Raw genomic sequence first — 15,219 nt, 5'->3', positions numbered from 1 at the left:
GGAAACGGAAGTCCTTCAAATAGGCCAGGAACTCCTCGGAAAACAGATTCCGGTCCCGGAGGTACGCGATGTCCTCCTCGTCAAAATGCAGATCCAGAATATACTCAATGAGCTGGTCCAGGCCCGCGCAGATGGCAAAGCCCCCCTTGTCCGGCACGTCCCGGAAGAACACGTCGAAATAGGTCATCCGGTCCTGAAAGCCCGCCTGGAAATAGCCGTTGCCCATGGTCAGCTCATAGAAGTCACAGAGCATGGTCATGTTCAGCTTTTGTTCGGTGCGCATGGCAGGAGCCCCCTCTTCTGAAGTTGTTCCCTTGATTATAAGCAAAGCGCCGCGGAAATGCAATCTCTTTTTTGGGAAAAATTCACGAAAAATGCAGGGGATATCGGGTATATTTTTGCCAATAGCGGCAGGGCCCGCCTTTAGGCGGGCCCTGCGTTTTTTCAGGATGCTTGGTCGTGCTCCAGCTGCCAGAAGCCCTCCGCCCGGTCCGCCCGAAGGTACACGGCCGTTTCCTCCGCAAAGCTGTCGGTGAAGCTCTCGCGGACGGTTTCGCCCTCCGCCGTCTCGAAGGAAACCGTATAGGTCAGGCCGTCCTCCTCCGGCAGGGTAAAGGAGCAGAGCTGGGTGTCGGAAATAGCCGCCTCCGACGAGAGGGTTTCGCCGCCGTATTCCACGGTGATGTTGGAGATGGCCTCCGGGGCGTAGTTGGTGAGAATCAGGTTGCCCTCCACGGCTTCCTCCCTCTGCCCGCAGGCGGCGAGAAGAAGCAGGAGGCCGAACGCCCAAAACAGCTTTCTCATCCCTCCGCCTCCCGCAGACGCTCCACAATGGTTCGTTTTGACACGGAGCGGTAGGNCCAAAGGGGCACCAGGGCCNCCAGNGCCNGGANGATNGGCAGGATCACCAGGATGGGCGTCACGGTAAGCCGGTAGGAGAAGAACCAGAAGACATCCGACAGGACGGTCCCCATCAGGGGGCCGATGCACACCGTCATCACCAGGGACACCGCCAGGGCCAGGAGGGTGTAATAAAGGCCTTCGTACACCAGCNTGGTTTTCAGCTGCTTCCCGGTCATGCNGATGNACTGGAGCACCGCCAGCTCNCNCTTCCGGGTGANGATGCCCGTGAGGACCGCGTTGACGAAGTTCAGCACGCCCACAAGGCCGATGATGAAGCTCAGCGCGCCGCCCATGGTCATGAACATGCCCCGGAAGCCCTCGAACTCGGCGACGTAGGTGGCCCGGCTCTCATAGTCGTAGAGGGGCTGGACGCTCTCCGTGTACTCCGCCAGGAAGGACTCCATGCCCGCCTCCGCCTCGTCGGTGGTGTTGAAGAGATAGGTCATGACGCTGTCGGTGCCGGTGTCCTGTTTGAACCGCTCCGCCCCCAGGATGAAACCATCGCAGCCCACAACCCGATAGCGGTAGGAGATGCTGCTGGGAACCTGCACCAGGGCGCAGACGGTGTAGTCGATGTCCTCATAGACCTTGGCCCGCTCTCCCCAGGGGCGGTTTCCCTCGATGGCGGCGTCCAGGTCCTCAACGATCTCCCCGGTGTCCCGGTAGAAATACTCCATCTCGGTGATATAGCGGACCGTCNCGGTGTCCCCAAGCTTGGCCCAATTGCTGCTCCATTGGGTGGCGTTATAGTCGTCGGGCAGGTACACGGCGGCGATGGCCTTTTGGCTGGGGTCCGACAGGGGGGCCAGGTCTCCCTCCAGCACGTCCAGCAGGCTCAGGGGAAAGTCCTCCATGCCGTACATCTGCACGCCGGCCTCCAGAAGCCCGCTGGGCAGCCGGGCCGTTCCCGCGATGATTTCATCCACAACCTCCGGGGTATTATACGTTCCATAGCCCATCCGGAGCCAGTCCTCGGTGACAAACTGCTNTATGGCGGANACGCCGCCGTAGACCCGTCCGCTCTCCTCCACGCCGCTCCGGGCGCTCACGTCGGAGATGATGCTCTCCGGCACCGCCTGATCGGCGGTGCGGAAGCCGCCGCTGGTCTGAAAATAGGCCGCGTCCCCCAGGATAAAGTCCACGTCGGCCATATGGGCCAGGTACTTGTTCATGTCGAAGCCGGTGGAGAACGTGTAGGTAATCGTGGCCAGCACCACCGCCAACATCAGGGAAATGACCGTCACCATGGTTTTNCCCCGGCTCCGGCCCAGATTGGCCCAGGCCATGCCCGGAAGGGACGCGCCGCTCCGGGCTCTGCGGACCTTCTCCCGCTTCCCCGCCTTTTTCGGACCGCCGCCCTCGGTGTAGCGCACGGCCTCCACCGGGGAGACCTTCGCCGCCATGCGGCCCGGACGGGCGCAGGAGAGGAACACGGTCAGCAGGGCGAACAGCGCCGCTCCAATGAAAATCAGGGGGTTGAAGGAGACGAAGGCNTTCTTGTAGCTCAGCTGGGCCATGATGACCGGGGTGAGCTTGTTGCCGATGACAAAGCCCAGGAGCAGTCCAATGGGGATGCCGATAAGGCTGAGAAGNAGGGCCTGCTGCCGGACGACGCGTTTGATCTGCTTGCCGGTGGTGCCGATGGTTTTCAGAAGGCCGTAAAACCGGATATCGTTGGTGACGGAAATTTGGAAGACGTTGTAGATAATCAGGTAGCCGGTGAAGATAATCAGCAGCAGCAAAACCACAATGGCGATCAGCGTNGAGATATCAAAGCTGTTGGAAAGCTGGGCCCCGGAGTAGCCCCAGTTGACGCCGATTTTCAAGTAATTCTCCCCCTGGGGGTCGTCGTGCTGATAGCCGTGGTTCTCCAGGATCTGAAGGATATTCTCCTCGATCTGGAGGTCGCTTTTGAACATCATGTCCAGGTTCCATTCTCCGGTCATGGAGTAGGGGTCCCCGCTGCCCTGGGCACAGAACTCCTCGGCGGCGGAGCGGGGCAGGAGCACATTGCTGGCCACCAGGGCGCTGTCGTACTCCCACCATCCCGAGAGGGTGAAGGTCCGGGTGACCAGCTTCCGGCTGGAGGTGTTTTCGTCAAGGTAGAAGGAAATGGTGAATTTCGCGCCCACCTTCGGCTCCACCCCCAGAAGGGCCAGAACGCGGGTGTCCGTGGCGGCCTCGTCGGTGCCCTCCCGGGGGAGGGTCCCTTCGACTGGCTGGCAGAAGTAGTGGGGCGCGGCGGCGGGCTCCAGGTAGGAGACCTCCACATGGGATTTGTTGAAGGGCGGGTCCGCGGGCATGCCCACGAACAACCGGGCGAAGTCCCCTTGAATCAGCGGGTCCGTCCGCATTTCCTCCACCTGCTCCCAGGTGAGGCCCTTGATGGTGCCGTGAAAGTCGCCGCCCGCCTGGCGGAAATTCTCCTGCTGGAAGGAATAGTTGATGGAGGAAGCGATGGTAAAGAGGGAGGTGAACAAGATGGTGGTTAGGGCAATGGCCAGGACGGCCACGATGTTGCGGGTCCGGGCGGCCCGCATGGACCGGAAGCCCAGGCGGCGGACGCAGCCCTTGTTGGCGACACGGATCATGGTTATGCCTCCTCCCCGGTGGTCCGGGAGGACCGGATTTTTCCGTCCTCAATGCGGATGATGCGGTCCGCCATTTGGGCGATTTCCTCGTTGTGGGTAATCATGACGATGGTCTGGGCAAACTTCTCGCTGGTGATTTTCAGCAGGGCCATCACGTCCTGGCTGGTTTTGGAGTCCAGGTTGCCGGTGGGCTCGTCGGCCAGGATGATGGCGGGCTTGGCCGCCAGGGCCCGGGCGATGGCCACCCGCTGCTGCTGGCCGCCGGAGAGGTTGTTGGGCAGGTTCCGGAGCTTTTTCTCCAGGCCCAGAGTCTCGATGATCTGGTCCACGTAGGCGGCGTCGGGCTTCTGGCCGTCCAGTTGAATCGGGAGGACGATGTTCTCATAGACGCTGAGGACAGGGACCAGGTTGTAGTTCTGGAAGANAAAGCCGATTTTCCGGCGGCGGAAGATGGTGAGAGCCTCGTCCTTGAGGGAGAAGATGTCTTTCCCGTCCACGCTGACGGAGCCGGAGGTGGGGCGGTCCAGCCCGCCCAGCATATGGAGGAGGGTGGACTTGCCGGAGCCGGAGGTGCCGACCACGGCGGCGAATTCGCCCTTTTCCACCGTCAGGTCCACGCCGTCCAGGGCACGGACCTCCGTCTCGCCGGAGCCGTAGTGCTTGTGCAGGGCCTTTGTCTCTAAGATTGTCATATTCTGATACCTCCAAGGTAAAGTGTTTTCAANCCATGGGGCTTTTACTGCAGATACTCTACCATAGGAATCTGTCCAGATTCTTTCTCAAATCTTACAGAGTTGAAAGAAGCTGCTCCCCCTCCCGAAGGGCGAGTACAGGCTCCCTTGCATTTTGCGTACCTTTCCGCTACAATAAACCTGCGGAGATAAAAACACGGCCCGGTCGGTAGTCCGGGCGTACCCCTTCGGGTATCAGTAACCTGCCTCCTTTGGTTGTCCATTCTCCGTGAGAGACACGAAAAGGAGGAACCGCGTATGGAAACCGGATNCGCAAATTTGACAGTCCGCTTTGAGGACCCCTTCTGGGTCCTGCTCTATGAGTGGGGCGGCGGCGGAACCTATGAGGCCTGNAAGCTCCCCTTCGGGGCCGAGCCGGGGGACCAGGAGGTCTACGCCTTTTTGCTGGAGAACTGGCGGAGCCTGCGCTTCAGCCCGCCCGTCGCCGCCAAGGGCCCCTTAGAGAGGAAGGTCAGCCCCAAGCGCGCCCGCCGGGAGGCCCAAAGGGCCGTCCGCCCAGCCGCCATAGGCACCAAAGCCCAACAGGCCCTGGCTCTCCAGCGGGAGGAGGGCAAAGCCGCCCGGACCCGCCGCAGCCGGGCGGAACGGGAGGCGGAGGAGGAGCGGAAATTCGCCCTCCGGCAGGAAAAACGGAGGGAGAAGCGGAAGGGACATTAGATTCGGAAGAGATACGCAAGCAGCGCCCCGGAGAGGACCTCCCTCTCCGGGGCGCTGTNCATTGGCTCTGCCCGTGGTTCCGCTCCATAGAGGCGGCGTGCTCCCGCTCCATCACGTCCAGCAGTTCCGCGACGCGGCCGGAGGAATAGCGTTCCCGGCAGGCGGCCAAGGTCTGGGCAAACTCCTCCGAGCCGCCGTGCCAGGCGGCGTCGGCGGTGGCGATGCTATTGCAGACCTTATCCGCCGCCAGGGGCTGGTCCCAATAGTCCACCCGCTGGTCCCCCATGAGGACCAGATAGGCCAGCACCGTGTCCGGCGCTTCCAGGAAGCGGCTGCGGAGTTCCTCGCTGGAGCCCTCTGTCAGCGCGTCACCCCACAGGTCGAAGACAANGAGCTGGTCCAACGGGACTGTGTTCGTATGGTTGAAGATATACTCAAAGCGTTCATCATTCAAGGTCTGGGAGATGCCGAAGGACTCCAGGTCGACGCTGACCGCCTCCCACTCCGTCTCCTCCAGTTCCGGGAAGCCGGAGGGGACCGGGGCTGTTTCTTCCGGCGGCAGGTCCTCCGGCGGCGCTTCGGACGGCGAAGCCCCCTGCCCGCCGCAGGCGGCAAGCAGGAGGCACAGCGCCAACGNCAGAGCAATGACGTCCGTGACGTTCGTTTTCATATTACTTGCTCAGAGCCTCGTCGATGGCCTTGGCGGCGGTTTTGCCCGCGCCCATGGCCAGGATGACCGTGGCCGCGCCGGTCACCGCGTCGCCGCCGGCATAGACCTTCTCCCGGGAGGTCAGGCCGNCTTCGTTCACCACGATGCCGCCCTTGCGGTTGATTTCCAGGCCCTTGGTGGTGGACTTAATCAGGGGGTTGGGGCTGGTGCCAAGAGACATAATCACGCAGTCCACGTCCAGGTCGGACTCGCTGTCCGGTACCTCAATGGGCCGCCGCCGCCCGGAGGCGTCGGGCTCGCCCAGCTCCATGCGGATGCAGCGGATTTTGTTNACGTCGTCGTTTTCGTCGGCAAAGATTTCCACCGGGTTGCAGAGNGTCTTGAAGATGATGCCCTCCTCCTCGGCGTGCTCCACCTCTTCCTTCCGGGCGGGGAGCTCCTCCATGCCCCGGCGGTAGACGATGTACACCTCGGCCCCCAGGCGCTTGGCGCAGCGGGCCGCGTCCATGGCAACGTTGCCGCCGCCCACCACGGCCACCTTCTTGGGCCGCTGAATGGGAGTATCCGAGTCGGGCAGGTACGCCTTCATCAGGTTGATACGAGTCAAAAACTCGTTGGCGGAGTAAACGCCCCGATAGTTCACGCCGGGGATGTCCATGAACATGGGAAGGCCCGCGCCGGAGCCGATGAACACGGCCTCGAAGCCCTGCTCCTCCATCAGCTCGTCGATGGAGATGGTCCGGCCGATAACCGTATCCGTGGCGATGGTCACGCCCATGGCCTTCAATCCGTCCACTTCCTTCTGGACGATGGCCTTGGGCAGACGGAACTCGGGGATGCCGTACACCAACACGCCGCCCGCCAGGTGCAGGGCCTCGAACACGGTGACGTCATAGCCCTTCCGGGCCAGGTCGCCCGCGCAGGTGAGGCCCGCGGGGCCGGAGCCCACCACGGCGACACGGTGGCCGTTGGAAGCGGGCTTTTCCGGGGCCTCGGTGCAGTGGGCGTTGTGCCAGTCGGCGACAAACCGCTCCAGACGGCCGATGCCCACGGGATCGCCCTTCTTGCCCCGGACGCAGTACATCTCGCACTGGGTCTCCTGGGGGCACACCCGGCCGCAGACNGCGGGCAGGGCGGAGGTGTTGGAAATGATCTGGTAGGCCGCCTCAAAGTCGCCCTTGGCCACCTCTGCGATGAACTCAGGGATATGTACCATGACGGGGCAGCCCTGCATGCAGGCGCGGTTCTTGCAGTTTAAGCAGCGCTGGGCCTCGTCCAGAGCCTGTTCCTCGGTGTAGCCCAGGGCCACCTCCTGGAAGTTCTTATTCCGGACGTTGGGGTCCTGGGAGGGCATGGGGTTTTTCTGTAAAGACATATTGGCCATGATTATTCGGCCTCCTTCTTAAAGAGGTTGCAGGTTTCCTCGTGCTNGTGCTTCTCGAATNNCATATACATCTGGTTCCGCTTCACGGCCAGATCCCAATCCACCTTGTTACCGTCGAAGTCCGGGCCGTCCACGCAGGCGAACTTCATCTCGCCGCCCACGCTCAGGCGGCAGCCGCCGCACATGCCGGTTCCGTCGATCATGATGGGGCTCATGGAGACGGTGGTGGGGACGCCGTAGGGCTCCGTGGTCTTGGAGACGAACTTCATCATGACNNTGGGGCCGNTGGCGAAGANCNCGTCGTACTGGTTCCCTTCTTCAATGAGCTCCTTCAAAGCCTCGGTGACCAGGCCCTTGCGGCCATAGNTTCNGTCGTCGGTGCAGACGATGAGCTTGTCGGAGGACTTCTTGAACTCGTCCTCGAGAATCACCAGGTNCTCGGTGCGGAAGCCNACCNCGGCGTGGANCTNGNCCCNGTCGTCGTGGAACTTTTTCAGCACCGGGTAGGCGATGGCGCAGCCCACGCCGCCGCCGACCACGCAGACCTTTTTCTTGCCCTCGGTCTCGGTGGCCTTGCCCAGGGGGCCCACGAAGTCCTGGAGGCAGTCGCCCTCGCTGAGATGGCTGAGCTTTTCCGTCGTCGCGCCCACGGTTTGGACGATGATGGTGACGGTGCCCTTTTCCGGGTCGTAGGCGTTGATGGTAATGGGGATGCGTTCGCCCTTTTCGTCCACCCGGAGGATGATGAACTGTCCCGGCTGGGCCTTCTTGGCGATCAGCGGGGCCTCGATCTCGTACAGGGTGACGGTGGGGCGCAGAGCCTCTTTTCTGACGATTTTGTACATATGCTTCCTTCTTTCCCGATCATGTCATGGTTGTGATGTTCGGTCTTGCCCGACACGCTGCAAGCAAGGCCTGGAGCCCGTGTCCTGCCATTGACACATTGTTTCTAGTTTAGCATAAGGGACGGAAACCGTCAATTGGTTTCCCTTGGATTTTTGCAAGAACCTGTGTTCATCTGAGAAGGCAAAGCCCTGTCAATGCGCCGGACTTGCAAACCGCCCAAATCTATGCTATATTATTAAATTTGTGGAAACACTCCCATTATTAAAAACCAGGAGGCTGCAACATGGCCGCTTTTAAGGACGAAATCGCCCGGAGGCGAACCTTCGCCATCATCTCCCACCCCGACGCGGGCAAAACCACCCTCACGGAAAAGCTCCTGCTCTACGGCGGGGCCATCGCCCAGGCGGGCGAGGTCAAGGGCAAGCGGGCCCGGGCCGCCACCAGCGACTGGATGGAAATTGAGAAGCAGCGGGGCATCTCCGTCACCTCCTCCGTCATGCAGTTCCAGCACGACGGCTACTGCGTCAACATCCTGGACACCCCGGGCCACCAGGATTTCTCCGAGGACACCTACCGCACCCTCATGGCGGCGGACTCCGCCGTCATGGTNATNGANGCCGCCAAGGGCGTGGAGCCCCAGACAAGAAAGCTCTTCCGGGTCTGCGCCCTGCGGCACATCCCCATCTTCACCTTCATCAACAAGATGGACCGGGAGAGCCGGGACCCCCTGGAGCTCTGCGGCGAGGTGGANNCGGAGCTGGGCATCGACACCTACCCCGTCAACTGGCCCATTGGCTCCGGGAAGGAATTCCAGGGGGTCTATGACCGGGAGTCCGCCCATATCCTCTTCTTCTCCGGCGAGGGCCACGCCAAAAAGGCCGAGGCCACCGCCGTGGACCTGGATGACCCCAACCTTGGGGGCATGCTTGGGGAAAACCGCTGGCGGCAGCTTCAAGAAGAAGTGGAGCTGCTGGGGGCGGGCCGGGACTTCGATCTGGAAGCCGTCCGGGCCGGGACTCTCTCCCCCGTCTTCTTCGGCTCCGCCCTGACCAATTTCGGCGTGGAGCCCTTTTTGAAAGCCTTCCTCCGCATGACCTCCGCCCCCATAAGCCGCATGGCGGGAGAGGAGGAGATCGACGCGTTTTCCCCGGACTTCTCCGCCTTCGTCTTCAAAATTCAGGCCAACATGAACAAGGCCCACCGGGACCGGCTGGCCTTTATGCGCATCTGCTCCGGCCGCTTCCAGCGGGACGCGGAGTACTTCCACGTCCAGACCGGCAAGAAAATGCGCCTCTCCCAGCCCCAGCAGATGATGGCGGCGGAGCGGGAGATTGTGGACGAGGCCTACGCCGGGGACATCATCGGCGTGTTCGACCCCGGCATTTTCTCCATCGGCGACACCGTCACCGTGCCGGAGAAGAAGTTCCGCTACGCGGGCANCCCCACCTTCGAGCCGGAGCACTTCATGCGGGTGTCCCCCAAGGACACCATGAAGCGCAAGCAGTTCATCAAGGGCACGGAGCAAATCGCCCAGGAGGGCGCCATCCAGATCTTCAAGCGCCCCGGCGGCGGCATGGAGGAGGTCGTGGTGGGAGTCGTGGGCACCTTGCAGTTCGACGTGTTCCAGTACCGCATGAAGGCGGAATACGGCGTGGAGCTCTACATGGAGGGCCTGCCCTACGACCACCTGCGGCTCATCACCGCATGCCCCTGCAAGCCCGACGAGCTGGTCCTGTGCACCGGCGCGGCGGTGCTGGAGGACTTCAAGGACCGGCTGCTGGTGGCCTTCGGCGGCGANTGGTCCGTGGGCTTTTTGACCAAGCACAACCCCGGCCTGGTNCTGGANNACGCTTTGAGCGTGTCATGAAATCGATTCTAATTGTGGAAGACGACCGGGCCCTGGGGGACGGGCTGTGCCTAGCCCTCAAGGACCCGGCGCTGGAGCTGACGCTGTGCCGGACCCTCTCTGCCGCCCGGTCCGCCCTGGAGGCGGGAGGCTTTGACCTGCTGATTCTGGACGTGAATCTCCCCGACGGAAACGGGCTGGACTTCCTCCGCCGTCTCCGGGCCGGGGCCAATTCCGTCCCCGTCATCCTGCTGACCGCCAACGACATGGAGACGGACATCGTGGCGGGGCTGGAGTCCGGGGCGGACGATTACGTCACCAAGCCCTTCTCCCTGGCAGTGCTCCGGGCCCGGGTCAACGCCCAGCTCCGCCGGGATCGCGGGGCTGTCCCCAGCGGGCCCCTGGTCCTGGACGGGTTTTCCTTTGACTTTGAGCGCATGGAGTTCCGGCGGGACGGGCGGAGCGTCGATTTGAGCAAGACGGAGCAGAAGCTCCTCCGCATTCTGGTGGAGAACCGGGGGCGGACCCTGCCCCGGGAGCTGCTGGTGGACCGGGTGTGGACCGGCGGGGCGGAGTATGTAGACGAAAACGCCCTGTCCGTGACGGTGAAGCGCCTCCGGGGCAAGCTGGAGGAAAACCCCTCCAAGCCCCGGTATCTGAAAACTGTCTACGGCATCGGCTACACCTGGACCACCGGAGAGAAAGAGGGCTGAGGCATGATAAGCGCGGGATACGGCTTCCTTGCCGTTTTGCTTCCGGCGGCGGCGCTGTTCCTCTGGGACCGCTGGCGGATGCGCCGCCTGCTCCGCCGCCTGGATCAGATGCTGGACGAGGCCATCCGGGGAGACTTTCGGGAGGAGGCTTTTGACGAAACCCTGCTCTCCGCCCTGGAGACGAAGCTGGCCCACTACCTCAGCGCCTCCTCCGTCTCCGCCGTTCATCTCCGGGAAGAGCGGGACAAAATCAAGTCCCTTATCGCCGACATCTCCCACCAGACCAAAACCCCCATCGCCAACGTGCTGCTCTACACCCAGCTTCTGGAGGAACAGGCCCCGGAGGACTGCCGGGCCTGCACCGCCGCCCTGGGGGAACAGGCAAGAAAGCTCCAATCCCTCATTGAGGCGCTGGTAAAAACCTCCCGCTTGGAGGCGGGGGTGCTGGTCCTCCATCCCCGGCCGGGGCCCCTGGGGCCCATGCTGGAGGAGGCGGTCTCCCAATTTGCCCCCAAGGCGGCGGAGAAGGGCCTGGAGCTGGTGCTGGAGTCCGCCGGGGCGGAGGCGGTTTTTGACCCCAAGTGGACGGCGGAGGCGGTGTGCAACCTCATCGACAACGCCGTGAAATACACCCCGGCGGGCCGGGTCACCGTCAGCGCCCGGGCCTATGAGCTCTTCGCCCGGGTGGATGTGGAGGACACCGGCCCCGGCATCCCGGAGGAGGAGCTGGCCAAGCTCTTCCAGCGGTTCTACCGGGGCAGAGCGGCCTCCGGCGAGGAGGGCGTGGGCGTGGGGCTCTACCTGGTCCGGCAGATTGCCCAGGGCCAGGGCGGCTACGTGAAGGCCTTCTCCCGGCCCGGGAGGGGGGCCAAGTTCTCCCTGTTCCTGCCCCGGAATTGATTGACAGCAAAGGAGCGTCCTTATGAAATTAGAGTTTGTGCCCGCGGGCCGGATAGTCAGCGTCCACGGCATCCGGGGAGAGCTGCGTGTCCTGCCCCTGGAGGGGGAGGCGGACTTCCTCACCGGCTTTCAAACCTTCTATCTGGAAGGAAAGGCCGTCGCCGCCGCGTCCTGCCGGGTCCACAAGGGCATGGCCCTCCTCAAGCTGGAGGGGGTGGAGGACCGCACCGCCGCGGAAAGCCTCCGGGGAAAGGAGCTGCTGATCCGCCGGGCGGACGCGGGGCTTGCGCAGGGGGAGTACTTCGACGCCGAGCTCCTGGGCCTGGACGTCTACGACGGGGAGACCGGGGAGTGCGTGGGGGAGCTGGTCCGGGTGGACCGCTATCCCGCCAGCAAGGTCTATACCGTCCGGGGAGTGACGGAGTTCCTGGTCCCGGCGGTGAAAGACGCGTTTATCCTGGGAGTGGACCTGGAAAACAACCGGATGGACATTCGGATGTGGGAGGGATTGACGGAGTGAACATCGACATTCTGACCCTGTTCCCGGACTCCGTGGACGCCATGCTGAACATCAGCATCCTGGGCCGGGCCCAGGAGCGGGGGTACATCGCCATCCGGACCCACCAGATTCGGGAGTACACCACCAACAAGCAGATGCAGGTGGACGACTACCCCTACGGCGGGGGCCGGGGGGCCGTCATGCAGGCGGACCCGCTGTACCGCTGCTGGGCCCATGTGGTGGAGGCCCACGGGCCGGGGCGGACCATCTTCCTCTCCCCCTGCGGGCGGACCTTTACCCAAGGTCTGGCCCGGGAGCTGAAAGAGAACTATGAACACCTGATTCTGGTGTGCGGCCACTACGAGGGCGTGGACCAGCGCTTTCTGGACGAGTGCGTGGACGAGGAAATCTCCATGGGGGACTTCGTTCTCACCGGGGGGGAAATTCCCGCCATGGCGGTGGCGGACGCGGTGTGCCGCATGGTGCCCGGGGTCCTGCCGGACGAGGAGTGCTTCCAGGAGGAGTCCCACTGGAACGGGCTTTTGGAGTACCCCCAATACTCCCGGCCCGCTGTGTGGCACGACCGGGCGGTGCCGGAGATCCTCCTCTCCGGGGACCACGGGAAGGTGGCGGCGTGGCGGAAGAAGGAGAGCTACAAGCGGACCATGCGCCTCCGCCCGGACCTGTTCGCCAAGTTTGACGAGAGTCAATTGACCACCAAGGCGGAANAAAAGGTCCNCCAGGAGGCCAGGGACGAGCTGGCCTTGGAGGACGGGGAACCGTAAGAGCCGCCCGGCAAAGCCGGGCGGCTCTCTTTGCGGGAGGGAAGGCTTAAGCGGCGGTGAAGATGCCGGTGGGGCCGCCGGCTCCGCCAATGATGTCTTCAAAGCCCGAGAAATCGGGGAAGCTGATTTTCACAGCCTTGCCCATGGCCTTGACCTCCATGGTCATGTCCAGGTCCGCGGAGACGTCCGCCGTCAGGCTGTCCTTGCNGTCGGAGGCTTTCACGCCCGCTTTCAGCGTCAGATCGGCGGCCGCGCTTTTCAGCGCCCCGTCCTTGCCCACGGTGTAGGTGAGGGTGCTGCCGTCCAGAGCGAGGGACATGTCCATCTTTAGGTCCGCCTCCGCCGCCAGCGCGCCCAGAATCTGGCCCGTCAGGCCGTTGATCATTCCGGCAAAGGCGTTGTTCAGTTTCAGGGTGTAGACCGTGCTGTCCCCGGAGGACTTGGCGGTGATGGAGTCGATGAAGGGCAGCTGGGCGGCGGAGGTCTTTCCGGATGCCTGCTCCATCAGGGCCATAAAGGCCTCCATGTCCATTCCCATCATATTCATGGGCATCTGATAGGACATATCGCCGGAGCGGACATATACCACGCCGTCTTTCAGCCAGTACTCCATTTTTTCGGTTTCGGTGGTCTCCCCGTCCGTCGCGGTGACGGTCAGGTCCATGGCCATCTGGAGCTCCTTGTCCAGGACCATCTGGATGCGGCCCTTGACCGTGGCGTCCGCCTTCTGGGTCATGTCCAGAGAAGTCCCGCCTTCGGTGCCCTTGACGCCGAGGCTCATAGCCATTTTCACGTCCACGGTGGTGTCCAGCCCCTGGGCCGCCGCCGCGCCGGAGGTCTGGAGAGCCCGGTAGGCCTCGATCTTGTCCGTCATGGGCTTGGCGNCCGCCGCGTCCACGGCCCCGCTCTCAATAAGGCTGGCCAGCAGGTAGGTGCTCCCGTCCTTCCGGTCCATGCCCAGGGCCTGATAGGTCATGGCCGCCAGGTCGTCCCGGAGGAATTTCCCGGTGAGCGCGGAGGTANCCAGCAGGCCAAGCCCCATCGCGAACTCCTGGGCGTTGGCGGCGGTGAAGTCCACGTNGTCCTGATAGCCCAGGGCCCGGAGGAGGAAGATGGTGTAGGCCTTGGCGGAGCAGGGCTCCGACCCGCCGAAGGTGGTTTCGGAGGNGCCGCTGGCAAGGCCCTTGTCCTTCAGCCACGCGGCGAAGGGGGCGGCGGTCCCGTTCACGTCGGTGAAGGGGCACTGGAGGTCCCCGGCGGCGTAAGCGGCCTTGGCCTCCTCCTCCGCGCCGTAGAGGCGGACCAGCATGATGGCGGCCTGGGACCGGGTGGGGGCCTTGTCCAGGTCAAAGCCGCCGGAGCCGCCCTTGAGCATGCCGATGGCAGAGAGCTCCGCCGCCGGGCCGTCAAAGCTGGAGGCGGAGGCGCTGACGCACAGCAGACCCGCCAGCGCCAGAGTGGTCAGCAGGATGNTCAAAAAGCGTTTCATAGAAAATCTCCTCTCTTCTCCGGCGGAAAATCGCCGGAACAGTACGTACTTCCATTGTATACCTGGGAAAATCCGCCGTCAAGNACAGTTTTTTGGAAACCCTTTCAGAACGCGCACAGGGCCGTGAAGCAGGCCCCGCGGGGCCCCAGGCCCTCCACGAAATAGCCCGCCTCTCCCCGGAAGCCCTCCAAACGGAGGGTATCCCCCAGGACGGCCTCCCGGCTGTAGTTGATCTGGAACTCCCTGGGCGTTTGGATTTGCAAGTCCTCCGGCAGGGCGTCCCAGATGATGTCGGCGTAATTCCCGCTGAACAGGTGCCCGTTGCCGTCCAGGTCGGACCAGCGGACGGTCCGGGTCCCCAGGTCCTCCCGCCCCTCCCTGGGGAGGACGATTTTCCTGGTCTCCGGGCAGTCCAGGGACCGATCCGAGGACAGCAGGGGCTTGGCCGTGAAGGCCGAGGGCCGCATGATCTTCCGGGTCTCCGGGTCCACCAGAATCCAGTCCGTCCGGGCGGAGACCCGGAGACGGCCCTGCCGGTCCCGCATCTCATAGTTCCGCCCCATGTGGGCGGCTTTGGCCCCCGCCTCCCAGGTGGTGATGTCCAGCACGTCCCCCGCGTGGGGACAGTCCTGAATTTTAATCGACGCCCGGGACAGGAGGAAGACCTCCCGGTTGGCCCACAGCACCTCGTGGGTCAGGCCCCGGGCGTCGTAGTCGTACCCGGCGAAGGCCCCCAGGCGGCTGAGGAGCGCCGCCAGCCGGACCCGCTGCTCCCGGTCACAGTCCCAGAATACCAGCTCCTCCTGGCGGAAATAGCCGTTTTTATATAATTTTTGTTTGAAGCTTTCCATGGTAAAATCCCATCCTCCGTTGTTCACTGTTTGGGCGGCCTCAGCCGGGGAAAGACCGCCCGAAACGCCGACGAGGCCAGCATGGCCCCCACCGCCAGCGCCGCCGCCATGCCGAAGGTGTGGAGCAGGGTGCTGAGAAACGCGTCCGTCTCCCCGGCCACGCCGTGGCGCATGGCGTAATAGATGCCCCCGCCGGGCACCAGGGGCAGCAGGGCCACCAGCACATAGCCCGTCACCGGGCAGCGGCGGACCCGGCTCATGACCTCGGCGAAGACGCCGATGGCCGCCGCCGCCAGGAAGGCCGCGAAAATGGTCTGCCCGCCCAGCAGATAC

General features: G+C 63.5%; 12 protein-coding genes and 2 pseudogenes. 6 read left to right on the top strand and 8 right to left on the bottom strand.

Going from position 1 to position 15,219, the window contains the following annotated elements:
• The 4 genes and pseudogenes from JX325_RS05950 to JX325_RS05935 form a co-directional block, all read right to left on the bottom strand.
• Positions 1 to 283: pseudogene (locus JX325_RS05950) on the bottom strand (nicotinate phosphoribosyltransferase); the annotation flags it as partial.
• A 161-nt stretch (positions 284 to 444) separates the two neighbouring features.
• Positions 445 to 804: a hypothetical protein gene (locus JX325_RS05945; RefSeq protein ID WP_204790240.1), complete on the bottom strand. Its 360-nt coding sequence runs from the start codon at positions 802 to 804 to the stop codon at positions 445 to 447.
• On the bottom strand, positions 801 to 3,494 hold the full coding sequence (locus JX325_RS05940; protein WP_243413948.1) for an ABC transporter permease: 2,694 nt from the start codon (positions 3,492 to 3,494) through the stop codon (positions 801 to 803). The genes JX325_RS05945 and JX325_RS05940 overlap by 4 nt, the downstream gene beginning before the upstream one ends.
• Positions 3,495 to 3,496: 2 nt before the next feature.
• Complete coding sequence (locus tag JX325_RS05935; protein ID WP_204790239.1) at positions 3,497 to 4,186, bottom strand: ABC transporter ATP-binding protein; 690 nt, start codon at positions 4,184 to 4,186, stop codon at positions 3,497 to 3,499.
• A 297-nt stretch (positions 4,187 to 4,483) separates the two neighbouring features.
• Between JX325_RS05935 and JX325_RS05930 the strand changes: the two genes are divergently transcribed.
• Entirely contained in the window at positions 4,484 to 4,903 is a 420-nt protein-coding gene (locus JX325_RS05930) for a YjdF family protein (RefSeq protein ID WP_204790238.1), read from the top strand.
• A gap of 671 nt (positions 4,904 to 5,574) precedes the next feature.
• Here JX325_RS05930 and gltA read toward each other — a convergent pair.
• Entirely contained in the window at positions 5,575 to 6,957 is a 1,383-nt protein-coding gene (gene gltA / locus JX325_RS05925) for an NADPH-dependent glutamate synthase (protein WP_204790237.1), read from the bottom strand.
• Between the two features lie 2 nt (positions 6,958 to 6,959).
• A pseudogene (locus JX325_RS05920) lies at positions 6,960 to 7,802 on the bottom strand (sulfide/dihydroorotate dehydrogenase-like FAD/NAD-binding protein).
• A 284-nt stretch (positions 7,803 to 8,086) separates the two neighbouring features.
• On the opposite strand from JX325_RS05920, the gene JX325_RS05915 reads away from it, so the two are divergent.
• Genes JX325_RS05915 through trmD form a run of 5 tightly spaced genes read left to right on the top strand, consistent with a single transcriptional unit; the run spans position 8,087 to position 12,546 of the window.
• On the top strand, positions 8,087 to 9,670 hold the full coding sequence (locus JX325_RS05915; protein ID WP_204790236.1) for a peptide chain release factor 3: 1,584 nt from the start codon (positions 8,087 to 8,089) through the stop codon (positions 9,668 to 9,670).
• Complete coding sequence (locus JX325_RS05910; protein WP_204790235.1) at positions 9,667 to 10,362, top strand: response regulator transcription factor; 696 nt, start codon at positions 9,667 to 9,669, stop codon at positions 10,360 to 10,362. The genes JX325_RS05915 and JX325_RS05910 overlap by 4 nt, the downstream gene beginning before the upstream one ends.
• Before the next feature lie 3 nt (positions 10,363 to 10,365).
• On the top strand, positions 10,366 to 11,262 hold the full coding sequence (locus JX325_RS05905; protein WP_204790234.1) for a sensor histidine kinase KdpD: 897 nt from the start codon (positions 10,366 to 10,368) through the stop codon (positions 11,260 to 11,262).
• Between the two features lie 22 nt (positions 11,263 to 11,284).
• Entirely contained in the window at positions 11,285 to 11,782 is a 498-nt protein-coding gene (gene rimM, locus JX325_RS05900) for a ribosome maturation factor RimM (RefSeq protein WP_204790233.1), read from the top strand.
• The gene (trmD, locus tag JX325_RS05895; RefSeq protein ID WP_204790232.1) at positions 11,779 to 12,546 is read left to right on the top strand and encodes a tRNA (guanosine(37)-N1)-methyltransferase TrmD; all 768 of its coding nucleotides are present in this window, start codon (positions 11,779 to 11,781) and stop codon (positions 12,544 to 12,546) included. Before rimM ends, trmD begins: the two co-directional genes overlap by 4 nt.
• Positions 12,547 to 14,139: 1,593 nt before the next feature.
• On the opposite strand, the gene JX325_RS05885 is transcribed toward trmD, so the two are convergent.
• On the bottom strand, positions 14,140 to 14,886 hold the full coding sequence (locus JX325_RS05885) for an acyl-[acyl-carrier-protein] thioesterase (protein WP_204790230.1): 747 nt from the start codon (positions 14,884 to 14,886) through the stop codon (positions 14,140 to 14,142).
• Between the two features lie 23 nt (positions 14,887 to 14,909).
• Positions 14,910 to 15,219, bottom strand: a 310-nt coding sequence (locus JX325_RS05880; RefSeq protein ID WP_204790229.1) for a threonine/serine exporter family protein, incomplete at its 5' end; no start/stop codon positions are given.

Origin of the sequence: Oscillibacter sp. CU971, assembly GCF_905219725.1 — a bacterium.
In the GTDB taxonomy this organism is placed as follows: Bacteria; Bacillota; Clostridia; order Oscillospirales; family Oscillospiraceae; genus Oscillibacter.
Note: the sequence above shows the minus strand (reverse complement) of the source record. Positions and strands in the feature narration are given on the sequence as shown.